Below are 23,839 nucleotides of genomic sequence, written 5' to 3' on the forward strand. Positions count from 1 at the left end.
AGTGGGCCTCTCGGTTTCGGGGGAACCATGTCGTCGGGACCATGATCTCGCACTCGATGATTCCTCACTCAGGAGCGGGGAGGAGATTGCCATAACGGCAACAAGGTTTGCGCTTTGTGGGGCAGTGGTCGCATGGTCGTCGTCAAGGAGGTGGTCGGAATGACCAACCAGTTGGCGAACAGCTATGACGTGGTCGTGGTCGGGGGTGGCGCCGCGGGGCTGAGCGGGGCGCTGATACTGGCCAGGGCGCGGCGCTCGGTGGTGGTGATCGACGCCGGTGCCCCACGCAACGCCCCGGCCACGGGCGTGCACGGGCTGCTGGCCCGCGAAGGGATGAAGCCGGCCGAGTTGCTGGAGCGCGGCCGGGCCGAGGTCCGTGGCCACGGCGGGCACGTGGTGTCCGGCGAGGTCGCCGCGGTGGCCCGGGACGACAACGGGCTCCAGGTGGTGCTGTCCGACGGCCGCACGGCCGGCGCGCGCCGGCTGCTGGTGGCGACGGGGCTGGTCGACGAGCTGCCGGAGGTGCCGGGATTGCGGGAGCGGTGGGGCCGGGACGTGGTGCACTGCCCGTACTGCCACGGCTGGGAGATCCGCGACCGGGCCATCGGTGTGCTGGCCGCCGGGCCCATGTCGGTGCACCAGGCGATGCTGTTCCGGCAGTGGAGCGACGACATCACGCTCTTCTCCCACACCATGGCGCCACCGGCCGCCGAGGAGGCACGGCAGCTGGCTGCCCGCGGCATCCGCGTGGTGGACGGCGAGGTGGCGTCTGTGGAGATCGCCGACGACCGTCTCGTGGGAGTACGGCTCGGCGACGGCACCCTCGTCGCCCGCGAGGCGGTGGCGGTCGCGTCGCGGATGGTGCCGCGCGCCGACTTCCTCGCGGGGCTCGGGCTGCGGCCGCAGGCGCATCCGAGCGGAGCGGGCGAGTACATCCCCGCCGATGCGAGCGGCCGTACGGACGTGCCCGAGGTGTGGGTCGCGGGCAACGTCACCGACCTGGTCGCCCAGGTCGGTGCCGCCGCGGCCGGGGCCGCCGCCGCGGCGGCGGCCATCAACGCGGACCTGATCGCGGAGGAGACCCGACAGGCGGTCGCCGCCTACCAGGCCCCCGTTCTCGGCTGAGTCATTCGTCGCGACCGCGCGCGAACGCGACGAATGACCGGCGCCCCGCCCCGTGCACCGGAAAGCGAACTGACCCGTGCACCAGGAACGCTGTGACCTGTGAACCCAAGAAAGGGAACCGTCGTGCCGGAAGAATTCACCAGGGCCTTCTGGGAAGAGCGCTACAGCGGACACGGCACGCGCCACGACAGGCGGCCCAATCCGCAGCTGGTGACGGAGGCCGGGGATCTCGCACCCGGTACGGCGCTGGACGCGGGCTGCGGCGAGGGAGCCGACGCCATCTGGCTCGCCTCGCGCGGCTGGCGGGTCACGGCCGTGGACATCGCCGCCGCCGCGCTGCGCCACGGCCAGGCGTGCGCGGAGGCTCTGGGCGCCGATGTCGCGGGCCGTATCGACTTCCAAGTGGCCGATCTGACCGACTGGACGCCCCCCGAGGACCACTTCGACCTGGTCTCCACCCACTACGTGCACCCGGCGGCGTCGCGTCAGGCGCTGTTCCGTCGGCTGGCCGCGTCCGTCGCGCCGGGCGGCACACTCCTCGTCGTCGGCCACCACCCGTCGGATCCACACGCCGCCGCCTCGCACGATTGCGCACCACAGGTGCACTTCACCGCCGACGAGGTCGCCGCCGACCTCGACCCCGACCGGTGGGACATCCGCGTCGCGGAGGCCAGAACCCGTACGGTCACCTTCCCCGGTGGCCGCGAGGTCACGATGCGCGACGCCGTCCTGCGAGCCCTTAGGTCCTGTCCGGTCGGTCTTGTCGGATCGGCCAGGCGTTCCGGGCCCGGCGAAGACCGGCCGGACAGGGCCTAGGGTCTTTCGTTTGGATCTTGCCGGGCTCGCGTGCCCCGGCACCGCGCCTCGCCGCGTTGTCGTCACTCCACGACTCCCCCACTGCCTCAAGGGCGTGGGAGGTGCTCCCGCCGCGTCGCCTCGCTCCTCCGCCTTGCGATCCACGGCACCAGACCCCGCTCCCTGATCCGGCCTGATCCAAACGAAAGACCCTGGGCGGCTCTGATCCGTGGCGGCTCAGTACCCGCCGAGAAGGGCGCCGTGCCGCGCGTGGTGCTCACGTACCGAAGGGCCGGTCGCGGGACACCCCTGACGGGCACCGCCCCGGGGTGGCGTCAACCGGCGCGCGTTCGGCGGGCTGACCGGGACGGCGTTCCGGACGGTCTCCTCGCCGAGGCTGAGCGCGACGTGAACCAGCCCTGGACGTGACGTGAACAGGCCCTGGAAGGGGTGATCCGGCTGCCTGTCGGTTGCCGGGCATGGCGCGGCGGGGCTTCTTGGGCGCATACTCCCAGTAATGACAAAGTCAGCCGGATCCCGGCGCCACCTGCCGTCCAGTCCCTTCAACCGCCAGGCCCCGGCCTCACCCCCGCCCGAGCAGTTCGATGTGGGGGACCGTGTCTCCCACGACCAGTTCGGTCTGGGCAGAGTCGTCGGAGTCGAGGGCGAACATGCCGTGCTCATCGATTTCTCGGGCCGTCAGGGGAGGATCCTGAGCCCCTTCGTCAAGCTCACCAAGCTCTAGAGCCGGGCCCGCAGCCTGGTGGAGCCTGGAGGCCGAGCCCCCGGGCCGCCGCGGACCGTTCAGGACCCGCGACGGACCGGCGGGCCGGCTGGTGGGCGGCGCGTGACCCGTGGTTCGCCACCGCTACCGGCTCTACCCGGAAACCGCTGCTCGTGGCGCGTCCCTCAGAGCGCCTTCGCGGCGGGCTTGACCATGCCGCGGACCGTACGTGACTTGACGAACTCCCCCACGGCGGTCATCTCCCACTCGCCGGAGAACTGCTTGATCAGCTTGGCCATCATCACGCCGGTCTGCGCTTCGGCGCTGGTCAGGTCGAAGCGCACCAGCTCCTCGCCGGTGGCCGCGTCGATCAGCCGGCAGTAGGCCTTGGCGACCTCGGTGAACTTCTGTCCCGTGAAGGAATTGACCGTGAAGACGAGGCCGGTCGCGTCGGCGGGCAGTCGGCCGAGATCGACGACGATCACCTCGTCGTCGCCCCCGCCCTCCCCCGTGAGGTTGTCGCCGGAGTGCTTGACGGCCCCGTTGAGGATGGACAGCTTGCCGAAGTAGCAGCTGTCCAGGTGGTTGCGGTTCGGGCCGTAGGCGATCACGGAGGCGTCGAGGTCGATGTCCTTGCCCCGGTACGCGGGCTCCCAGCCGAGGCCCATCTTGACCTTGGAGAGCAGCGGGCTGCCGCCCTTGACCAGCGACACCGTCTGGTTCTTCTGGAGGTTGACCCGGCCCTTGTCCAGATTGATCTTTCCGCCGCCGGGCGCCGCCGCGGGGGCGGGTGGGGCCGCCGGGGCCGGAGGAGCGGCGACACGCGGGTCGGCGATGGCGGCGGCCGGGGCGGGCGCGACGGGAGCCGGGGCTGCCGCCGGGGCGGGCGTGGGCTCCTCGACCGAGACGCCGAAGTCGGTGGCGATGCCGGCCAGCCCGTTCGCGTACCCCTGACCGACCGCGCGGACCTTCCACGCTCCGTTGCGCAGGTAGACCTCGACGATCACCAGGGCGGTCTCCGAGCCCAGCTGCGGAGGGGTGAAGGAGGCGAGCGCGGTGCCGTTGGCCGCGTCACGGACCGTGGCCGTGGGCTCGATGCCCTGGAAGCTCTGTCCCGCCGCGTCCGGGCTCGCGGTGACGACGATCTTCTCGATGCCGGCCGGAACGGCGGAGGTGTCGATGACGATCGCGTCCGGCGTCGTGCCCCCGCCCGAGCGGTAGCTGACACCGGGGCCGGTCGGCTGGTTGTAGAAGATGAAGTCGTCGTCTGAGCGCACCTTGCCATCGGCGGTGAGCAGCAGGCCCGATACGTCGAGCCGCACGGGAGCGGCGACGTCCACCGCTACATGGGCGGTGGGAAGAGGGATGTTCGAGCCGGGGGTCATAGCTGTCATGCCAGGCGTAACGAACGACCTGGCTTTGCCGTTCCCTTACCTTCCGCCGTTCACCCCGACAGCTCGTCCCCCTGCTCCGCCCGGCTCAGTGGGGCCACCGCGGCGGGTCGGTGGCGAAGCTGCCGCCGAGGTACGCGTGGTCCGGCCTGTCCGGATCCAGCTCGCCCTGGTCCGCGACGAGCTTCTCCGCGTACTGCTCCGAGTCGTCCTGGGGCTCGTACCCCAGCGCCCGCGCGGACGTCAGGTCCCACCACAGCCGGGTGTTCGCGGACGAGCCGTAGACGACGCTGTGGCCGACGCTCTCGGCGGTGAGCGCGGCGTGCAGGAGCCGGGCGCAGTCCCCCGGGCTCAGCCAGATGGAGAGCATCCGTACGGAGGTGGGCTCCATGAAGCACGAGCCGATCCGTACGGAGACGGTCTCCACGCCGTGCAGGTCCCAGTAGAGCTGGGCGAGATCCTCGCCGAAGCACTTGGAGAGCCCGTAGTACGTGTCGGGGCGGCGCGGAGTGTCGATCGGGATCAGCGGGTCGTCGCCCTGGGGGCGCGGGGTGAAGCCGACCGCGTGGTTGCTGGAGGCGAAGACCGTGCGCCGGACGCCTTCCGCGCGGGCCGCCTCGTACAGGTTGTACGTCCCCTCGACGTTGGCGCGCAGGATCTTGTCGAAGGAGGCCTCCAGCGAGATGCCCGCGAGGTGGATGACCGCGTCGACCCCCCGCACCGCCTCGCGCAGCGCTTCCTTGTCCGCGAGATCGGCGGTGATGGCGTCCGGCTCGCCCTTGATGGGTGTGGCGTCGAAGAGCCGCAGCTCGTAGCCGTACGCGGGCAGCAGGCCGCGCATCAGGGTTCCGAGGCCGCCGGCGGCGCCGGTGAGCAGGACGGTACGGGGTGCGGGCATGGGCGGGATCTCCTTGACGACGCAGACGGCTCAGACCTGTAGACATGGTTCACATGCTTGGACGTGCTGGGGGATGCGGCGGAACACCGTCAAGTGTCGCCCGAACGGGGTGAATCCGCTTCAGGGTTGCGGTATCCCGTCTTGACCCGCCCCGAGCGGCTGCCTTAGCGTGACGGAGTTCAGAAATATGGACATCAATCATAATTGTGCACGAGCGGTCAGCGCTCGATGCTCGGCCAAGGGAGCGCCCGTGACCTCAGCCCCGCTCACCGTCCGCCTCACCGGAGGGTCCGGGCCGCTGTTCTTCCCCGTCACCGCGTACGGTCCCGACGGCGCCGTCGACCTCGACGTCTTCCGCGCGCATGTCCGTGCGGGCATCGACGCGGGAGCCGCCGCGGTCTTCGCGTGCTGCGGCACGGGTGAGTTCCACGCCCTCGCCCCGGAGGAGTTCCGCGTCTGCGTCGCCGCGGCCGTCGAGGAGAGCGCGGGCCGGGTGCCGGTCGTGGCGGGGGCCGGTTACGGCACCGCGCTCGCCGTCCACTACGCGCGGACCGCCGAGGAGGCGGGCGCGGACGGACTGCTCGCCATGCCGCCCTATCTGGTCGCCGCCGACCAGGCCGGGCTGCTGCGCCACTACACCGCGCTGGCCGGTGCCACCGGCCTGGAGACCATCGTCTACCAGCGCGACAACGCCGTCTTCACACCGGAGACCGTCGTCGAACTCGCCAAGGTGGACGGCGTCGTCGGCCTCAAGGACGGGTACGGCGACCTCGAACTGATGCAACGTACCGTCAGCGCCGTACGCACCGAACTGCCCGGCAGGGACTTCCTCTACTTCAACGGCCTGCCCACCGCCGAACTCACCGGCCTCGCCTACCGGGGCATCGGCGTCACGCTCTACTCCTCCGCCGTCTTCTGCTTCGCCCCCGAGATCGCCCTGGCCTTCCACCGGGCCCTGGCCACCGGCGACGACACGACCGTGAACCGCCTCCTGGACGGCTTCTACCGCCCGCTGGTCGAACTGCGCGGGAAGGGCCGCGGATACGCCGTCTCGCTCGTGAAGGCAGGCGTCAGACTGCGCGGTCTCGACGTCGGGGAGGTGCGGCCCCCGCTGAGCGAACCGGCGCCCGCGCATATCAAGGAACTCACCGGGATCATCGAACGGGGCCACGCCCTGCTCGCGGACAACGCGCGGACCGACAAGGAGGGGAGCGCGTGAAGACCTCCGTCTTCCTCTATCCCTGGGACGTCGTGGGCGACCCCGACGCCCCCGCCCGCGTCGCGGACCTCGGAGTCCAGCAGGTCACCCTCGCCTCCGCCTACCACTCCACGCGCGCCCTGACCCCGCGACATCCGCGCCGCCGCGTCGTCACCGCCGAGCACGCCGCCGTCCTCTACCCGCCGGACAGTGCCCGCTGGGCGGGGCACGAGCTGCGGCCGTACCCGGCGGGCGACTGGGCGCCCGGCGACGCGTACGGAGAGGCCGCGAGGGCACTGGCCGCCGCCGGGCTGGAGGTGCACAGCTGGGTGATCCTCGCGCACAGCTCCCGCCTCGGCGCCGAGCATCCGGCGACCTCCGTGGTGAACGCCTACGGCGACCGCTACCCCTGGGCGCCCTGTATCGCACGGCCCGTCGTATCCGCGTACCTGGTGGAGCTGGCGGCGGAGGCCGCCGTACGCCCCGGGGCGTACGGCGTCGAGCTGGAGTCCTGCGGCTGGTACGGATTCGGGCATCTGCACGCCCATGACAAGACCGCCGGTATCGGCCTCGGTGACGCGGCGCAGTATCTGATGTCGCTCTGCTTCTGCACCGCCTGCCGGGAGGGATACGCCGGCCTCGGGGCGTCCCCGGACGAACTCGCCGCCGCCGTACGGCGCGCGCTGGAGCCCGCCTGGGCCACGGGCGGCTCGGCCGAGGCGGGACGGGCCGCCGTCGAGAGGCTGCTCGGCGAGGACCTCGCCGCCGTCACCTTCGACTGGCGTTCCGGGGTCGCCCGTACGCTCCAGGAAACGGCGGTCGCGGCCGTACGGGCGGCGGCCCGCCCCGGCTTCCAGGTGCTGCTGCACGCCGACCCGGAGCCGTACCGCGCGGGAGCCAACGTGGGCGTGGAACCGGCGCACATCCTGAGGGTCGCGGACGGGGTCGTCCTGCCGTGCACCGGAGGCGCGGCGCAGGCGATGCTCAGCCCGTTCGCGGGCCACGGCACCGAATCCTCCGTACTGGCCGCCAACTTCAACGTGGTGAGCGGCATGGGCGGCAATCCGGCGGGCCTCGCCGAGGACGCGGAGCGGGCGCGGTCGCTCGGGGCGACCGAACTGCGCCTGTACCACGCGGGGCTGGCCTCGGACGCGGACCTCGCGGCCGTCGCGGAAGGACTCAGGAACAGCCGGACCGGCGGTTGAGGTGACGGGCGGCCAGGGCGAACGCCGTCAGCAGCCCGGCCGCCCCGGCCACCGGCAGCAGTACGGTCAGGTCCACGACCGCGACCAGGCCCGCGCCGAGGGCCAGTGCCACCGCGTTCGGCGCGTAGATCACCGTGTTGGCTGTGGCGGCCGTCCGGCCGAGCACGGCCTCCGGGACATAGCGCTGCACCGCCGTCAGCGCGGCGATCAGCACACACGGCAGCCCGAGCCCCACACCGGCTGCGCTCGCCGCCACCGCGTCGTAAGGCAATGCCCGCGCCCCGACCGACAGCGCGAACAGATCCCACAGCGGCGAACACCCGCTCCGGCAGCCGACGCAGCAACGGTCCCGCGAACAGCCCCGTCAGTACGGACCCGGCGCCCTGGACCGCGTACAGCACCCCCACGTACGTGGGGGAGTGGCCGAGGCTCCGGTCCACGACCGCGTAGATCGCCGCGCCGTTGAGGCCGGCGAGCAGCATCGTGGCCGACGCGGCGAGCACGAGCGGGCGTACGGCGGGGGAGTCCCGCAGTCGGCGGACGCCCTCGGCGGTCGCGGACAGCGCGCGGATCGCGGGCTCAGGGACCGGCTTCTCCTCCCGTACACGCATCAGCGTGAACAGCCCGGCCGCCAGGACGAAGGTCACCGCGTCGAGCAACGCGACGGGGCCGCCGCCGAACCGGGCGCAGAGCCCGGTGCCCGCGAGCGGCGCGAGAAGCTTCATGCCCTCGTCGACGGTCGTCCGCAGCCCGTTGAAGTCGCCCAGCAGGTGTCTGCCGACGGCCGTGGCGACGAGGGCCGCCTCCGCCGCGGCCTGTACGACACCACTCGCGCCGTGGACGAACAGCACGCAGAAAAGGATCCAGATCCGGTCCGCCGAGCCGACGGCGAGCAGTGCCGTCAGCAGAACCGCCATGACCAGATGGCAGTCGATCAGCAGCGGCCGTCCGCGCAGCCGGTCGGCGACCGTCCCCAGCAGCGGTCCGGCCAGTGCCGGTGCCCACATCGCGAAGACGCTCAGCGCGGCCAGACTGTCCGAACCGGTCAGCGACTTGGTCCAGATCCCGGCCGCGAGCCACATCGCGGACGTACCGAAGCCGGACACCACCACACCGGACAGATACAGCGCCGCGTCGCGGTCCCGCAGGACACGCACACCGTCCGGGATCACGCCCCCACATCCGCCCTTGCCACCCCTGCCGCCCTTGCCGCCCCCGGGCGTTCGTACGGGCGTCAGCGTGGCAGCTGAGGACCGGGCGGGGACATCGGGCAATCGCCTTATTTCCAGGCGGACTTCGGGCGCGAGGCAAGGGGAATCCGGGCGGGATCCGGGTGGCCGGCGCATGGCCCGGGGACGGGGCCGAGGGCGCAGACGTAAGCCCCCGGAAGACGCTCAAGAGGCGTACACGCGTGCGGGGTTGTCAGTGCTCGCGCCTACTATGTGATCTCTGGTCCGGGCGCGAAGTTCAGGTCCTGTCAGGTCGGTCCTGCCGGATCAGCCAGGCCTTCCGGGCCCGGTACGTACCGGCCGGACGGGACCTCGGTGGGGCTACGGGGAGCCTGGCGTGACTCTGCCGCGAGGCAGCAGGGGCGCGCCCTGTCGAGCCGCGGGTCGTACATCTCTTGTCGCTGTTCTGGGAGGGCGTTTTCGGTGTACCCGCTGCATGAGACCGATCCGACGGAGATGGGCCGCTACCGCTTGGTCGGCCGGCTCGGTTCCGGCGGTATGGGAAGCGTCTATCTCGGCCGTACACCGGGAGGCCGGCCGGCCGCCGTCAAGGTGATCAACGACCACCTCCACGCCGACCTCCACGCACTGAGCCGTTTCCGCCGTGAGGTGGAGACGCTCCGCACGGTCCACAGCGCGTATACCGCGTCCCTCATCGACGCGGAGGTGACGGCAGCGCCGTACTGGATGGCCACGGAATACATCCCGGGGCCGACCCTCCATCAGGCGATCAAGAAGACCGGGCCCCTGCCGTCGGAGCTGGGCCGGGCGGTGCTGGCCGCGCTCGCCGAGGGGCTGGCCGACATCCACGTCCACGGGGTGCTGCACCGCGACATCAAACCGCAGAACGTCATTCTCTCCGCCACCGGACCCCAGCTCATCGACTTCGGGATCGCCAGAGGGGCGGAACCCTCCGACCTCACCCAGGTCGGAGCCGCCATAGGGACGCCCGGCTTCATCGCCCCCGAGACGATCACGCAGAGCGAGACCGGCCCGGCGGCGGACGTCTTCTCCCTCGGCGCCACCCTCGCGTACGCCCTCACCGGGCGTCCGCCGTACGGCGAGGGTTCCATGATCACGGTGTCGTACCGCACGGTCCACGAGGAGATCGACCTGGCGGGCGTCCCCGCCGACATGGTCGAGCTGATCACCCGGTGCACCCACCGTGACCCGGAGCGCCGCCCGGCACCCGGGCGGATCGTGGAACTCTGCCAGGCCCGGACCGATCTCGTGCGGCACCCCGCCTACCGGCAGGCCGCGGCCGCGGCGTTCTCGTCCCTGCCCGACGACCCCGCGCCCGTCCAGCCCGCTACGCCCCGGCCCGCTACGCCTCAGCCCGCCGCACCTCGGTCCGACGCGCCTCAGCCGCCCGCCGCGCTCGTCGCCGCACCGGTCGCCGCGGATGCCATGACGATGCCCGGTACGCATCAGGCACCGCCACCGGTCACCGCGTTCGACACGGCGCCGCCGGACACCCTCGCGGCGGCGGGATCCGCGAGGCGCGGCCGTCGTCGGTCGCCGCTGGTGCTCGGCGCGGTGGGCGCCATGGCCGTGGCGGGGGCCGCGGTGGTGGCGCTGCTCATGTTCCAGAGTTCCGGCGGGGGCTCGGAAGCCAGGGCCGACGAACCGTCCCCGGTCCGCAGCGGGGCCAAGGCCACGGCGGCGGGCGCCGCGGGCGAGCCGGAACAGGACGCCGAGCAGGCCGGCGCCGTACCCGAGCAGGACGGCGCACTGCCCCCATCGCTGACCGTCAAGGCCCCGCGCGTACTGCGGGCCGGCGAGTCGCTCCGGACCGCGCGCGTGAAACTGGTCCTTCAGCCGGACGGCAACCTGGTCCTCTACGACAAGAACGACAAGGCGCTCTGGGCGAACAACATGTTCGGCCATGACCACAGCGCCGTCTTCCAGCCGGACGGCAACCTGGTCGTCTACAACGCGGACTCGGCCCCGGTGTGGGCCAGCCAGACGGTCGGCAGCAACGGCGCCGTCCTCGAACTGCGCGCCGACGGAAACGCCGTCATCACCAAGGACGGCCAGGACGTCTGGCAGACCGGCACGGCCCACTGATCCACGACACGTGAGCGACGGGACAGAGCTGCCCATCACCGTCACTTCAGCGCGGCCCGCATCATCTTCTCGGCGATCGGGGCCGCCAGACCGTTGCCGCTGACCTCCGAGCGCGCCGCGTCCGAGTCCTCCACGACCACCGCGACGGCGACCTCCTTGCCGGTGGAGGAGTCCTTCGCGTACGACGTGAACCAGGCGTACGGCGTGTTGCTGTTGTCCACGCCGTGCTGCGCCGTGCCCGTCTTGCCGCCCACCTCTGCGCCGTCGATCCTGGCGTTCGTGCCCGTGCCGTCCTCGACGACCGTCACCATCGCGCTGCGCAGCTGCTCGGCCGTCGTCGAGGAAACGATCCGCTCGGTGTCCCCGTCCGGGTACGAACTCAAGGTGTCACCCTTCGAGTCCACGATCTCCGACACCATGTGCGGCGAGGCCAGGAGCCCGTCGTTGGCCAGGGCCGACGAGACCATGGCCATCTGGAGCGGCGTCGCCGTCACATCGAACTGGCCGATCCCCGTCAGTGCCGTCTGCGCCTTGTCCATGCCCGACGGATAGACGCTCGCCGAGGCCCGTACCGGCATCTCCTGCTCGGAGTCGTTGAATCCGAACTTCTCCGCCATCGCCCGGACCTTCTCCTGGCCGAGGTCGTCGGCCATCTTCGCGAAGACGGTGTTGCAGGAGTATTCGAGCGCGGTCCGGATCGTGGCGTTCTCGCACGGCGCGGAGCTGTTCTCGTTCCGCAGCACCGTGGACGTGCCGGGCAGGGTGTACGGATCCGGGCTGGCGGTCCGGTCGTCCACCGAGCCGTACAGGCCATCCTCCAGGGCAGCCGCGGCGACGACCAGTTTGAAGGTCGACCCGGGCGGCAGCGGCTGCCGCAGCGCCCGGTTGACCAGCGGCTTGTCCGCGTCCTCGGAAAGCTTCCGCCAGGCGTCGCCGTCCGTGGTCCCGCTGATCTTCGTGGGGTCGTACGAGGGGGTGCTGATCACCCCGAGGACGCGCCCGGTCTTCGGGTCGATCGCGACGGCCGCGCCCTTCTTGCCGCCCAGCGCGTCGTACCCGGCCTTCTGCACGGCGGGATCGATCGTCGTCAGTACGTCGCCCGGCTCGGTCGCCTTGCCCATGAGCGCGTCGAGCGGGTTCTTCAGCCGGGTGTCCGTGCCGTCGAGCACATCCGCGTAGATGCCCTCCAACTGCGTGGAGCCGTAGGCCTGCGAGCTGTACCCGGTGACGGGGGCGTAGAGGCCGCCGTCCGTGTAGGTCCGTTCGTACGCGAGGTCGCCGCTCCCCGTCTTCCGTGAGCCCGTCACCGGCGAGCCGGCCACGACGATGTCACCGAGCGGCTGCGCGTACTGCGCGATGATCTTCCGCCGGTTGTACTGGTCGTCGGCGAGGGCCTTCGATTCGTACGCCTGCACCCAGGTCGCCCGCACCAGCAGGGCGAGCACCAGCAGCAGGCAGATGACCGCTGTGTGTCTGATCGTCTTGTTCATCCCGTATGAGGGACGAGCGGGGGCGGGAGCGGCGTTCCCGCCCGGCCCCCTTCTCAGGAACTCTTCATGCTCGGGAACTCCGAGAACGCCGGCTTCCAGCTATCGATGTCCGTGTCGAGCGAGGAGACGTCCCGCACGCGCGGCCTGCCGAACCGATCGAAGGGCGGTTGGGTACGAGCGGGGCCAGAGCGGCCGACGTCGCGCTGTGCCCTACCCGCCGATGCCGAAGCCCGGTCATCCGCAAGAGCCTGGCCGTGGCGTCATCACGGCACAGTGAACCAGCAGACGTCACCGGAGTCGGGCAACCGGGAATGCCGTTGAACCTCTGCCGCCATCCGCGCCAGGACGTCGGCTTTCTCCATTCGCCACGGCAGAAAAGGCTCCCGTGTCGACTCTGTCAGATCGCCCGCTCGCGCTCCGGCGTCATACAGATCGCCGACGATCCCCAGGAGCAACGTCAACTGCTCCTGGAACGAGGCGCCGCGTCCGAGGAGGCTGCCGACGGACCCGCTGATCACCGAGAGCCCGAGCCAGTCGTCGTGCGCGTACTGGATCAGGTACTCCAGTTCGCGGCGGTATGCGTCCTGGTTCACCATGAGTCAGTCTCCATGCTGCGGAATATGGAATCGCTTCATATCCAGGCCGTCCACGCCGTTGTAGTCAATGGTCGCTCCACCGGATTTACTGAACGGGCGATAGGTGACGGTCGCCTTCGGGTCGTCCGACAACTGCCACACCTCGATATTGCCCTTCGGTGTGCCCTTGACGTCGGGCTCACCGAGCTTGGCATGCAAGTCGAGGCGGACTCTCTCCAACTGCACCTCATCGATCATTCTGACGCCGGGGCTGTCTTCCTCTCCGATCTTCTTGCCGTCGCTGTCGACGGCCGTCTCACGTGCGGAATCATGCCTGGCCTGGTCGTCGGGGTCCAGGCATTTCAGTCCGAGCGGGTCCAACCAGCCGAAGGGGTTGGGTACAAAGGCATGGTGGTTGGGCCCGGCACTCAAACCAAGCGGGTCGGCTGAGATATAGCCGGCGACTTCATCGTCGTAGTAGCGGAAGCAGTTGTAGTTGAGGCCGGTTTCCGGGTCGTGGTACTGGCCCGGAAACCGGAGAGGGCAACCGACCGATGTTGATCTGGGCGGGGTCGGGAGGCCGGTACCCCATACGGTGGTGCGGTTCTGCCAGGCTATGCGGCCGTCGGGTGTCACCAGCTCGGTTGGGGTACCGACGGCATCCGTGATGATCGCGTGGAAGCGGGTGTCGTACTCCGCCTGGGTGCGGCGGTCGGCTTGGGCCAAGGGGCGATGCGTGCCGGGAACATAGTCCCAGGTGGTCGTCTGACCTTCCATCGTGGCCTGCTCGACGAGGCGGGTGCCGTCCCAGGTGAAGGTGAAGCGTTCCGCGATCGCGCCATCGGTGCCCAAGCGCTGTTTGGCGGTTCGGCGGCCAAGTGGATCGTAGGTGTACTGCCAGTGGTCGCCGTCGGGTGTGCTCGCGTCGGTGAGACGGTCCTCGGCGTTCCACGTAAAGGTCCACGTATGTTGCTGCCCATTCAGCAGCTTGCGGGTGCGGCGGACGAGGCGACCTTGGGCGTCGTGCTCGTACACCGTCCGACCGGCGTGGCGGATCAGAGTTCCGCTGAATTCGCGGTCGCCGTTGGAGGGGTGGTCGGGGGCCTCGGCGTGCGCGAGGTTACCGAGGTTGTCATAGGCGTATTTCTCGGTCCAGCCGTGAGCGTGGACGGCGGTGACCCGGCCGATCGGGTCGACGCCGAAGCACCGAGTTCCGCTGGTCAGTTCGCGGATCTCGGTGACGTGGTCGTCCGCGCGGTAGGCGTAAGTCCGGTGTTGGAGAAGGGACTGGGGGGCGTTCGGATGGCTGGTGAGGGACTGAGTTGTGAGGCGGTCTACGGCATCCCAGGTCTGGGTGAGGGCGATGTCGTCGCCGAAAGTACGGGAAATCTCGCGGCCAGCAGCGTCGTACGTGAAGTCCAGCCGGTCACCGGCAGTACTCAGGCTGGCGGGGCGGCCTTCGGCGTCATAGACCCACTCGGACAGCACACCGGCAGGTGTACGGCGAGAGGTGCGGTGGCCCCGTAGGTCGTAGCTGTAGGTGCTGGCGCGGTCGTCGACCGACTCGGTCACGAGGCGGCCGACGGCGTCGTATTCGCGGTGGATTTCGGCGTTCGGGTTGGCGGCCCTGATCAGGCGGCCCACGGCGTCGTAGGCGTGGACCGTTTCGGTGCCGTCGTCGGCGCTTGTGGCCGTGGTCCGGCCGAGGGCGTCTCGGGTGAAGCGGAGCGTCTCGCCTGCCCCGTTGGTTCGAGAGGTCAGCCGTCCGGCCGCGTCGTAGGTATAGCTCAGTGACCGGCCGTTGAAGTCGGTTTCGGATGTCAGACGGCCGGCCGGGTCATAGACGTAGCTCCATGTCAGGCCCTGGGGGTTGGTGACCTGCTTCAGCCGTAGTTCGGTGTCGTAAGTAAAGGCGTAGTGCCCGCCGTCCGGGTCGGTGCGGGTAGCCGGCAGGTCGAAGTGGGTGTGGGTGTGCCGTGTGGTGTTGTCGGCGAAGTCCGTATGTTCGACGAGGTTGCCCTCGCCGTCCCATTGCCAGGTCTCGCGGGTGCCATCCGGGCGTTCCCGCCAGGCGGGCTTGCCGTCGATGGTCCAACCTTGCCTGGTGGTGTTGCCGAGAGGGTCGGTCATGGCTGTGACGCGTCCGTGAGGGCCGCGGCGGACGGATGTGGTGTTGCCGAGGGGGTCGGTGACCGCCGTGGGGAGACCGGCCCCGTTGGCGACGATGCTGGTGGTGTGGCCCAGCGCATCTGTGACGGCGCTCAGATGGCCGTGGGCGTCGTACGCGTAGTGAGTCTGCGCGCCCGCCGGGTCGGTGGTCGATGTGCGGTTGCCGCGCGTGTCGTAGGTGTACTGCCAGAGTGCGCCGTCCGGCTCTTGTACCTCCACCGGCAGACCGAGTTCATTGTGCACGGCTGACCCCGTCGTCAGGTCCGGCCGCTGCACACGCAGGAGATGACCGGAATCGTCGTACGTGTAGCGGACGACGTGGCCGAGAGGGTCGGTCACGGCGAGACGTAGTCGGTTGGTCTCGTCCCATTCGGTGCGGGTGGTGTTACCGAGCGGGTCGGTTTCGGCGACCACCTTGTACGCCTCGTTGTAGACGTAGGTGGTCCGGTTGCCGAGGGAGTCGGTGTAGACGGTGGTGCGGGCCGCGTCGTCGTAGTGGAGGCGGCCGGTCATCATGTCGTCCGAGCCGACGGTCCGCAGGACACGTCCGTGCCGGTCGTAGACGTAGCCGAACTTGGTGCCGTTGCGGTCGGTCCACGCCGTGACGCGGTGTTCGGCGTCGTACGTGTAGCGCAGCGCCTCCCCGGTGGAGTTGACGGCCTCGGTGAGGTCACCGGCCGCGTTGTAGCCGAAGGAGACCAGGGTCACGCCGCGCTCGCTCGTGCCGGTGCCGAGGAGCCGCAGGGCGGTGACGCGCAGCTTGGCCGGGTCGGTGTCGACGGCGATGCGGTAACCGCCGGAGTGGGTGATCTCCGCCGGACACCCTTCGGGGCTGTAGGTGATGGTGATGCGATGTTCGTTGCGGTCAGTGATGGCGCGGAGGGCGAGTTCGGTCGTGCCAGCCACAGGAAGAGGCGCGAAACGGAGGGTCCAACCGCGCTCCGGCACCTGGACGGTCATGGCGCCACCGGGCTTCCCGTCCCAGTGCAGTGGCCAGCGCGGGCCGCTGGTGGGAAGGGTCTCCATACCGGGATGCGGGATGGGGTACCGCAGCAGCATGCCATCATCGGCGACGAAGACGATGCCCTCCGCATCCATTTCAAGTCGCTGGTCGAGGGTGGCGGCCCAGGTACGGCCGAACCAGCCTCCGCAGGTGTGTCCGGAGACGTAGCTGCGTTTGAGAACGAGGGGCAGAGTTCCGGCGAGCGATACGTCTGTGGAGGACATGACCATCTCGCCGGTGGCTATGTCGATCGGCTCACCTGTGGTGCACTTCTCCTCTCCGCACTTGTCGTGCTTGCCCGGCTCGCCGTCCGCTCGGTCACCGGCGCTCCCGTCGCGGCCGAGGGTCTTCTGGCGGTCCGTCAGGCGCTTTAGGGCACTCTTGGCAGCGCTGCCGCCGCGCACCAGGGCGCCACCACCACCTGTGGCGAGGGCAAGCAACAAGTCGGGGGTCAGCTGTCCGGCGGCGCGCCATGGATTCCGCGACCACTCATCCCAATTGGCGACTGCCTTGGCGAACTCCGTCGGATTCTGCGTGGCGTAGGCGACCCCGTCGACCATCCCGGCGAGCTGCATGGCGAAGCCGTTGACGTCGCCGTCGGTGAGCGGTTCGGCGATGCCGAAGAGGTTGTCCACGCCGTCCTTGAAGCCACCCCAGAGGTCGCCCGCGTTCTCCTTCGCCGCCGCCCATCCATTGGGCTTGTCCGGGGCGTCCTTGGCGCCCTCGCTGAGTTTGCGCTGGGAGACATCGACGACGACCTGGAGCTCTTCGATGAGTTTGTCGAGCCGTCCGATACACGTGGTCATAGCCTCCGCGCCCGGGTCGCTCTCGGGCGGGCGCTCGGGCAACGGATCGTCGCCGCGTTCCACGGCGTCGTTATACGCCTCGACTTCCTTCCAGTAGCGCTTGGAGGCCGCCCGCGCCTCGTCGGCGTCCTCGATGATCGGATTGCAGCGCTTCTGTACCGAGCGGAGTTTGTCTGCATAGGCGTCAAGGGCGTCAGCAGCGTCCAGGAAGTGCTTGCCGGCCGAGCTGAGCTCCTTGGGGAGTCGCTCGGTGGCCTGCTCAAAGGCGCTCGCGCCTTCCCCTGACCAATCCTTGAACTCCAGCATCTGGAGTTGGTCGCGGCCGTCATCGAAGGCTCCGGCGTACGCACGCAGTTCGATGACCAGGTCGTCGACCTTGTCCGGAACGCCGTAAATCAGGTCCTTGGGTGTGCAGCCGGCCGGTATTCGCTCCGGTGCGGCCCTGTCGTCGAGCATTACGCGCTCACCTCGGTGGGGTCCGGGGGCCACTCCTCCTGCAGGAGTTTCTTCGGCGGGTCGAACGTAGGTTTTCCGACGTTCTCCCAGGTCCACTTACCGGCGTCGCCGACGGGAAGTTTGGAGATGTTGTCCGGGGTCGGGGAAAAGTTCTTGACGCCCAGCAGTTCGGCGAGGATGTAGGCGGCGATCACCTCGTGAAGCCGTGCCACTACCTCGTCGGCGTGGTCGGCAACCTGGCCCATGCCGAAGCCCCAGGCCGACAAGAAGCTCTTTCCTGAGTCCAGAATCTCGAAGGTCGCGTTGCCTTGAAGGTCTGCGGCGAGTCTGTCCTTGTGGTCTTTGACCTTGCGTGCGGCGACGACCGATTCCTCCAGGGGGTCGATCATCTTCCGTACCGAGGCGATCTCGATCTTGTAGCCGTCACCGAGCCGTGGGCTGTTGTCACTCTGGCTGCCGTACATGGCGTCATGACTGGTCAACGCCTGCTTCTCCCCCGTCGTCCTGCTGGTTCCGGCTGCCGGCGGTCTCCGGATCGCGCAGCGCCTCCATATCCAGCAGGAAGGGCCGCTCGCCGAGTGGGTCGACCAGGGCCTGGACGCCCTCGGGCAGTAGCTCAATGATGTCCGCGACGGTGGTTGATGCCCATGCGCAGGCGCCCCCGAAGAGTGCGAGGCGCTCCACCGACGTGAACAGCGGCACCAGCGGTCCGGCCTCGGTCTCGGAGACCAGGAAACCGGGCTGCTCTGGCCGTTGGAAGTACAGGCGTGTCGCACGTGCGGCCGCAAGCTTCTCCGCCCCTGACATACGTGAGCTTGCTTCTTGCCGCACCAGATCGGCCAGCGTCATCCGGCCGCCGGACTGGCCGACACCGCCCCCACCCGCGTCCATGCCAAGGATGATCACATGTGACACATTGGTGGCGCAATATCTACCAGATGTAATTGAGTGCGAGCGATCGCACAGTCTGCAAGTAGTCCGGCCGACAGGTAAATGCGTCGTCACAGCCGCTGCTTGTGCTCGGCGGGGCACCCGAGTAGCCCGCATTCTCAGGTCCCCCGGAGACACAGGAGCCGCTCGGGGTCGACTTTGTTGACCGCTTGCCGCACAAACCGTGCGACCGGTGAGGGCTTGGGATGCTGTCAGCCGGCGGCTACAAGTCCGGAGCGCTGGTGCGTGCCGTGGTGGGCATCACTTCGCGCGCCCGGTGCGCGAGTTGTGGGCCGGCCAGGGGCAAGTGCCCGACGTGCAATCGGGCATGCCCGTAAATGGTCTTGCTCAACTCCGTCAGGCGATCGCCGTGTAGCGGTCCGGCCATATGCGCAGCAGCGGCAGCACGGTCACCTTGCCGACGTCCGTCATGGTGTTGCGTGGGCTTCCGGGGCGCGGCTTCAGAGCCTCCGGGTGGCGAGCGTGAGGCGGTCGCGCGCGTCGAACAGGGCGTCCTTGATCATCTGCTCGTGCCCGGGGGTCAGCCGGGCCACCGGCACCGAGCAGCTGATCGCGTCACGCGCCGGTGTCCGGTAGGGGATCGCGATACCGAAGCAGCGCAGCCCCAGCGTGTTCTCCTCGCGGTCCACGGCGAAGCCCTGCTCGCGGATGGAGCGCAGTTCCTCGATGAGCTTCTCGCGGTCCGTGAGGGTGTGCTCGGTCAGCGCCGGCAACGTCTCGGGCAGCATCTTGCGTACCTGCTCGTCGCTGTGGGTCGCGAGCAGCGCCTTGCCGAGCGAGGTGGAGTGGGCGGGCAGCCGGCGGCCGACGCGGGTGAAGGGCCGCAGGTAGTGCTGCGACTGGCGGGTGGCGAGGTAGACGACATTGGTGCCGTCGAGACGCGCGAGGTGGATGGTCTCGCTGGTGTCGTCGGAGAGCCGGTCCAGGGTGGGCCGGGCCGCCGCGACGACCTCGTCGCCGTCGATGTAGGAGGTGCCTACCAGCAGCGCCCGTACGCCGATGCCGTACCGCGTGCCCGTCGCGTCCGTCTCCACCCAGCCCAGCTCCACCAGCGTGCGCAGCAGCATGTAGAGGCTCGACTTGGGGTAGCCGACCGCTTCCTGGACCGCCGCGAGGGAGTGCATCCCGGGGCGGCCGGCGAAATATTCGAGCAGTTCCACCGTCCGTACCGCGGACTTGACTTGTGCTCCACCGGTTTCCGCAGCCGACATCTCGCCTCGCCCTTCTTCCCTGCTTGACCACACAGCTCGACCACTCTTGACCACACAGAACGCGCGGAAATAGAGTCCTTACAGATTCACTATCAAGAATCCTGTTCAGAATACCGAACGACTGCTGGTGGACGCACCGAATGTGCCGGATGGCGGAGGTCCGGGGGCAGGCCAGGCCGATCGGTAAGCCGGGAAGTCGGGAAGGAAACAGCGGTGGCAGCAGTACCAGTCTGGAGTGTCGACCCCCGAACGGGGAAGCAGCGCGAGCAGGTCGCGGACGAGGCCACGGCGGAGGAGGTCGACCGCGCCGTGCGCGGCGCGTACGCCTCCCGGGCGGCGCTCGCCGACCGCACCGCGCGCGCCGCCCTGCTCCGCACGGCCGCCGACCTGCTCGACGGGGCGAGTGAGCACGTCATCGAGGCCGCGGACGCCGAGACGGCGCTCGGTCCGGTCCGGCTCACCGGTGAACTCGCCCGTACCACAGCTCAGTTGAGGGCCTTCGCCGAGGTGGTGGACGAGGGGGCCTTCCTCGACATCCGGATCGACCACGCCGACGGCGACCGCACCCCGCCCTGGCCCGATCTGCGCCGCTGGAAGCTGCCGCTCGGCGTCGTCGCCGTCTACGCGGCGAGCAACTTTCCGCTCGCCTTCTCCGTCCCCGGCGGCGACACCGCGAGCGCGCTCGCGGCCGGCTGCCCGGTCGTCGTGAAGTCGCACCCCGACCACCCGGCGACCTCCGAGCTGTGCGCCTCCGTGCTGCGCAGGGCCGCCGCCGAGGCCGGACTGCCCGAGGACGTGGTGACCCTGGTGCACGGCTTCGAGTCGGGTATCGAGCTGGTCAAGCATCCGCTGGTGGCCGCGGCCGGCTTCACCGGTTCCGTACGTGGCGGGCGCGCCCTCTTCGACGCCGCCGCCGCGCGGCCCACGCCCATCCCCTTCCACGGCGAACTGGGCTCCCTCAACCCCGTCGTGATCACCGAGGCCGCCGCCGCCGAGCGCGCCGAGCAGATCGGTACCGGACTGGCGGGCTCGATGGCCCTGGGCGTGGGGCAGTTCTGCACCAAGCCCGGTTTCGTCCTCGCCCCGGCCGGCGAGGCCGGGGACCGGCTGCTCAAGTCCCTGACGACGGCGGTCAGTGAGACCGAGCCCGGCGTGATGCTCGACCACCGTATGCGGGACGCCTTCGTCGCGGGTGTACGGGAACGGGCCGAACTCCCGGGCGTGGAAACCCCGATCACTCCCGGCGCGGGCGGCGAGCACACCGTCAGCGCGGGCTTCCTCGCCCTGCCGGCCGAGCTGCTCACCACGCCGGGACCGTACGACCTCCTGCTGGAGGAGTGCTTCGGCCCGGTGGCGGTCGTCGCGCGGTACACCTCGACCGAGGAGATCAGCTCGGTCCTCTCCCGCCTCCCCGGCAACCTCACCGCCACCCTCCAGCTCGCCGAGGAGGAGGCCGAGGGCACCGAGCCCGGCACCGCCGAACTGCTCGCCGAACTGACCGCACTCGCCGGACGCGTGCTGGTCAACGGCTGGCCGACCGGCGTCGCCGTCGCCCCCGCGCAGCACCACGGCGGCCCGTACCCGGCGACCACCTCCACCTCGACATCGGTCGGCGCCACGGCGATCGAGCGCTGGCTGCGCCCGGTCTCGTACCAGTCGACGCCGGCCGCACTGCTCCCGCCGGAGCTGCGCGACGACAACCCGCTGGGTCTGCCGCGCCGGGTCGACAGCCGCCTGGAGAACTGAGGACGCGGGCCGCCCCGGAGGACCGAGCGCGTCCGCGGGGCGGCCGGTGGCGTGACCAGCTGGGACAGTCCCCGGGGCCCGGCCCCGGGGACTGTCCCACGTTCCGCTGACGCGGTGGGGCGGGGTGCTCCTCCGGCCGGGCTGCGGCGTCGCCGGATCCCGGGCGCCCGAAACGCGCACGGACCACCTCCACCACCGACGGGCCACCGGCGAGGCACCACGCGGCGATCACGGGATCGCAGACGGCACAGCCGAACGACGAGTGTTCCGCGAACGGGACGATGGGGTTTCCGTACCAGTGGTGCAGCGCGTCCCACACCGTGTGAAGCAGCCAGGCGATCCCGATGAACGCCCAGGAATCCAGGCCCCGGTAGGCGCAGTAGGTGGCGACGGCGGTGAAGGCGAACTCCCAGAGGCCGAAGCCCCCGCCGCTCAGGTACGCGGCTCCGGCGCCCGCGACCATCACCGCGTTCAGACGGCGCCGGTGCGGCTCGTGGATCAGGGAGTTCAGGCAGACGTAAGCGACGCCGATCAGGATCGGCGCGACGATGGTCATGATGAGACGGTGGCCTTCCTCGTGGGGAGCTGTTGCCCCGGGCTGTCGTGCCGAACGCTAAATCGGGGCATCACCGGGCGACATCGGGAAAACTGACAACCACCAACGGGATCTCGACAAGGGGGGCACGGCCGCCCCGGCGGGACGGGACAGACGCTTCGGCATCGCCGTGTCCGGCCGCCAGATCCGCGCCCTGCCGCGTCGTATCCGTGCCGCGTGGGGCCGAAACCGTCGCGCCGAAACCGCCGTACGCCGCGCGCACGTCCTCCTTGCCATGATCAGGACCGCCATCAGGGCCGCGACATTCGCGGACCTCGACGCCATAGCGGCTCTCCACGCCGAGGCGCGCGCCACGTACTACCAAGGCCACCTGCCGGAGGCCGACTTCGACGGCCGGGCCGAGCGGGCCCGTACCCGCGAGGCATGGAGACACGCCCTGACCGCGGGCCGCCGCCGCGACTCGGGGGTGCTCTGCGCCGCGTACGAGGAAGCACTCGTGGCAGTCGCGGCCTACCGCACGGCCGAAGGCGTCACCACTCTCACGCAGTTCCATGTCCGCCCGTCGATGTGGCGCCGGGGCATCGGTACGGAACTGCACATCGCCTGCGTCAACGCCTGGCTGCGCGCCGGAATCCGTACGGTCCGGCTGGAGGTCTTCGAACCCGACCCCCGCGCCCGGTCGTTCTGCGCCCGGCACCGCTGGTATCTGGACCCCGGCAACCCCCGCCACGACACCCACCCCGTCCTGCGGCTGGACGTGCCGTACCCGGCGCCGCCCGGGGCCGGTCGGTCTAAGTGACCGGCGGACGGGGAAGGCTGGCCGGTGGCGCCGGGGGTACACCGGGCGGGGAGCGCCTGGGGCGGGGTGAGCCTGGGAGAGTGCCGGGCGGGCGAGTGGTGCCCCTTTCGTGGGGCCGGTTGAAAGCGAAATCGTACTTAGCTTAGGCTTGCCTAATAATCTGCGATCCGAGTTGCGCCGGGACGCGACCGCGCCGCACACGAAGACCTGCCGCTCACGAAGACTTGAGGAACATCGATGCCATCCTGGTTCACCCGCGTGCGTCATCAGAGACTGGCCGTCTCGGCCACCGCCGCCGCGGCCGCGTTCGTACTCGTTCTGAGCGGTTGTTCGTCGTCCGACTCGGAGTCCTCCGGCAAGTCCGGTACGTCGGCGAAGGGTGACGGGGCGTTCCCGGTCACGATCAAGAGCTCGCTCGGCGAGGCGAAGATCCCCGAACAGCCCGAGCGGGTCGTCACATTGGGGCAGGGTTCGGCGGAGACCTCCATCGCGCTCGGCCACACGCCCGTCGGCATCGAGAAGTACGAGTGGGGCAGCGACAAGACCGGCTACCTGCCCTGGATCCACGAGGCGGTGACCAAGTCCGGCGACAAGCTGCCGACCCAGTTCACGGGTGGGGAGGACATCGACTTCGAGGCCATCACCGAACTCGAACCGGATGTGATCCTCGCTCCGTGGTCGGGTATCACCCAGGAGCAGTTCGACATCCTGTCGGACATCGCGCCCACCGTGGCCTACCCCGGTCTGGCGTGGTCCACGAACTGGGATGAGCAGATCGAGATCATCTCCAAGGCACTCGGGCAGCCGGACCAGGCGAAGACGCTCACCTCGAAGATCAAGAAGCAGCTCGCCGACGCCGCCGCGACCCGGCCGAAGTACAAGGACGTCTCGTTCTCGTACATCTACACCTCGGGTCCGGGCACCCTCGGCGTGTTCCAGAGCGAGGAACAGCGGGTCAAGATGGTCTCGTCCCTCGGCCTCAAGGTCGATCCGGTGGTGAACACCTTCAAGGAGACCAAGGGCACGGACTCCGCGCTCATCGGGCTGGAGAACGCCGAGAAGCTCTCCGACAGCGACCTGATCTTCACGTTCTACACCGATGACAAGACGCGCAAGGAGATCGAGGCGCAGCCGCTGTACGCGGCGATCCCCGCCGTCAAGCGCGGCACCGTGGTCGCCAGCGACGACGCTTCCTTCGTCACCGCTTCCTCGATCATCAACCCGCTCACCGTCCCCTGGGTCATCGACCGCTACCTGCCGCAGATCGACAAGGCGGTCGCCAAGCTCGACAAGTGAGCCGTGGCCGCCCCGAGCTGTGGCCGACCCGAGACCCGGCTGACCCGAGACATGGCCGACCCGAGACGGGCCGACCGAGACGCGGCCGACCGAGACGCGACCCGGACGTGTGACGTTCACGCGACCGGGCCCCGTCCGGGCCGCGTGAG

17 protein-coding genes and 2 pseudogenes are annotated in these 23,839 nt (G+C 69.8%); 9 read left to right on the plus strand and 10 right to left on the minus strand.

Going from position 1 to position 23,839, the window contains the following annotated elements; translation table 11 throughout:
- The first annotated feature begins 159 nt into the window (after nt 1-159).
- The 3 genes from ACIOJD_RS12015 (at nt 160) to ACIOJD_RS12025 (ending at nt 2,665) form a co-directional block, all read left to right on the plus strand.
- On the plus strand, nt 160-1,125 hold the full coding sequence (locus tag ACIOJD_RS12015) for an NAD(P)/FAD-dependent oxidoreductase (RefSeq protein ID WP_401911362.1): 966 nt from the start codon (nt 160-162) through the stop codon (nt 1,123-1,125).
- Between the two features lie 123 nt (nt 1,126-1,248).
- The gene (locus ACIOJD_RS12020; RefSeq protein WP_401911364.1) at nt 1,249-1,941 is read left to right on the plus strand and encodes a class I SAM-dependent methyltransferase; all 693 of its coding nucleotides are present in this window, start codon (nt 1,249-1,251) and stop codon (nt 1,939-1,941) included.
- Between the two features lie 496 nt (nt 1,942-2,437).
- Nucleotides 2,438-2,665, plus strand: coding sequence for a hypothetical protein (locus ACIOJD_RS12025; RefSeq protein ID WP_401885954.1), 228 nt, complete (start codon nt 2,438-2,440; stop codon nt 2,663-2,665).
- Between the two features lie 164 nt (nt 2,666-2,829).
- Here the strand turns inward: ACIOJD_RS12025 and ACIOJD_RS12030 are convergent, their stop codons facing one another.
- Together ACIOJD_RS12030 and ACIOJD_RS12035 are read right to left on the minus strand one after the other, a co-directional pair.
- Nucleotides 2,830-4,038, minus strand: a complete 1,209-nt coding sequence (locus ACIOJD_RS12030) for a TerD family protein (RefSeq protein WP_401911366.1) — start codon at nt 4,036-4,038, stop codon at nt 2,830-2,832.
- Nucleotides 4,039-4,123: 85 nt separating this feature from the next.
- Nucleotides 4,124-4,933: an NAD-dependent epimerase/dehydratase family protein gene (locus ACIOJD_RS12035; RefSeq protein ID WP_401911368.1), complete on the minus strand. Its 810-nt coding sequence runs from the start codon at nt 4,931-4,933 to the stop codon at nt 4,124-4,126.
- A gap of 250 nt (nt 4,934-5,183) precedes the next feature.
- On the opposite strand from ACIOJD_RS12035, the gene ACIOJD_RS12040 reads away from it, so the two are divergent.
- Together ACIOJD_RS12040 and ACIOJD_RS12045 are read left to right on the plus strand one after the other, a co-directional pair.
- Nucleotides 5,184-6,152 (plus strand): 5-dehydro-4-deoxyglucarate dehydratase, encoded by a 969-nt coding sequence (locus ACIOJD_RS12040; protein ID WP_401911371.1) that lies wholly within the window; start codon nt 5,184-5,186, stop codon nt 6,150-6,152.
- A complete protein-coding gene (locus ACIOJD_RS12045; protein ID WP_401911373.1) occupies nt 6,149-7,336 on the plus strand; it encodes a hypothetical protein in 1,188 nt (395 codons plus the stop codon). The genes ACIOJD_RS12040 and ACIOJD_RS12045 overlap by 4 nt, the downstream gene beginning before the upstream one ends.
- On the opposite strand, the pseudogene ACIOJD_RS12050 reads toward ACIOJD_RS12045, so the two are convergent.
- Nucleotides 7,311-8,493 (minus strand): annotated as a pseudogene (locus tag ACIOJD_RS12050) (MFS transporter). The gene ACIOJD_RS12045 and the pseudogene ACIOJD_RS12050 sit on opposite strands and share 26 nt — an antisense overlap.
- Nucleotides 8,494-8,988: 495 nt before the next feature.
- Here ACIOJD_RS12050 and ACIOJD_RS12055 point away from each other — a divergent pair.
- Nucleotides 8,989-10,632, plus strand: a complete 1,644-nt coding sequence (locus tag ACIOJD_RS12055) for a protein kinase (protein ID WP_401911374.1) — start codon at nt 8,989-8,991, stop codon at nt 10,630-10,632.
- A gap of 41 nt (nt 10,633-10,673) precedes the next feature.
- Here the strand turns inward: ACIOJD_RS12055 and ACIOJD_RS12060 are convergent, their stop codons facing one another.
- From ACIOJD_RS12060 to ACIOJD_RS12085, 6 genes are all read right to left on the minus strand, one after another.
- Nucleotides 10,674-12,122: a penicillin-binding transpeptidase domain-containing protein gene (locus tag ACIOJD_RS12060; protein WP_401911377.1), complete on the minus strand. Its 1,449-nt coding sequence runs from the start codon at nt 12,120-12,122 to the stop codon at nt 10,674-10,676.
- Nucleotides 12,123-12,385: 263 nt separating this feature from the next.
- Entirely contained in the window at nt 12,386-12,718 is a 333-nt protein-coding gene (locus ACIOJD_RS12065) for a hypothetical protein (protein WP_401911379.1), read from the minus strand.
- A gap of 3 nt (nt 12,719-12,721) precedes the next feature.
- A complete protein-coding gene (locus ACIOJD_RS12070) occupies nt 12,722-17,131 on the minus strand; it encodes a putative T7SS-secreted protein (RefSeq protein ID WP_401911381.1) in 4,410 nt (1,469 codons plus the stop codon).
- Entirely contained in the window at nt 17,131-17,613 is a 483-nt protein-coding gene (locus ACIOJD_RS12075) for a hypothetical protein (protein WP_401911383.1), read from the minus strand. The genes ACIOJD_RS12070 and ACIOJD_RS12075 overlap by 1 nt, the downstream gene beginning before the upstream one ends.
- Nucleotides 17,600-18,022, minus strand: a complete 423-nt coding sequence (locus ACIOJD_RS12080; protein ID WP_401911386.1) for an SseB family protein — start codon at nt 18,020-18,022, stop codon at nt 17,600-17,602. Before ACIOJD_RS12080 ends, ACIOJD_RS12075 begins: the two co-directional genes overlap by 14 nt.
- 500 nt (nt 18,023-18,522) lie before the next feature.
- Nucleotides 18,523-19,293 (minus strand): IclR family transcriptional regulator, encoded by a 771-nt coding sequence (locus ACIOJD_RS12085; protein WP_401911388.1) that lies wholly within the window; start codon nt 19,291-19,293, stop codon nt 18,523-18,525.
- A 213-nt stretch (nt 19,294-19,506) separates the two neighbouring features.
- Between ACIOJD_RS12085 and ACIOJD_RS12090 the strand changes: the two genes are divergently transcribed.
- Nucleotides 19,507-21,039 carry an aldehyde dehydrogenase (NADP(+)) gene (locus ACIOJD_RS12090; RefSeq protein WP_401911391.1) on the plus strand — a complete coding sequence of 511 codons (1,533 nt, stop codon included), beginning with the start codon at nt 19,507-19,509 and terminating at the stop codon, nt 21,037-21,039.
- 163 nt (nt 21,040-21,202) lie between these two features.
- Here the strand turns inward: ACIOJD_RS12090 and ACIOJD_RS12095 are convergent.
- Nucleotides 21,203-21,595 (minus strand): annotated as a pseudogene (locus tag ACIOJD_RS12095) (DUF6010 family protein); the annotation flags it as partial.
- A 274-nt stretch (nt 21,596-21,869) separates the two neighbouring features.
- Between ACIOJD_RS12095 and ACIOJD_RS12100 the strand changes: the two are divergent.
- Together ACIOJD_RS12100 and ACIOJD_RS12105 are read left to right on the plus strand one after the other, a co-directional pair.
- Nucleotides 21,870-22,394 carry a GNAT family N-acetyltransferase gene (locus ACIOJD_RS12100; RefSeq protein WP_401911394.1) on the plus strand — a complete coding sequence of 175 codons (525 nt, stop codon included), beginning with the start codon at nt 21,870-21,872 and terminating at the stop codon, nt 22,392-22,394.
- Between the two features lie 237 nt (nt 22,395-22,631).
- A complete protein-coding gene (locus tag ACIOJD_RS12105; protein ID WP_401911397.1) occupies nt 22,632-23,690 on the plus strand; it encodes an iron-siderophore ABC transporter substrate-binding protein in 1,059 nt (352 codons plus the stop codon).
- Nucleotides 23,691-23,839 lie beyond the last annotated feature (149 nt).

Source organism: Streptomyces sp. NPDC088116 (genome assembly GCF_044741745.1).
In the GTDB taxonomy this organism is placed as follows: Bacteria; Actinomycetota; Actinomycetes; order Streptomycetales; family Streptomycetaceae; genus Streptomyces.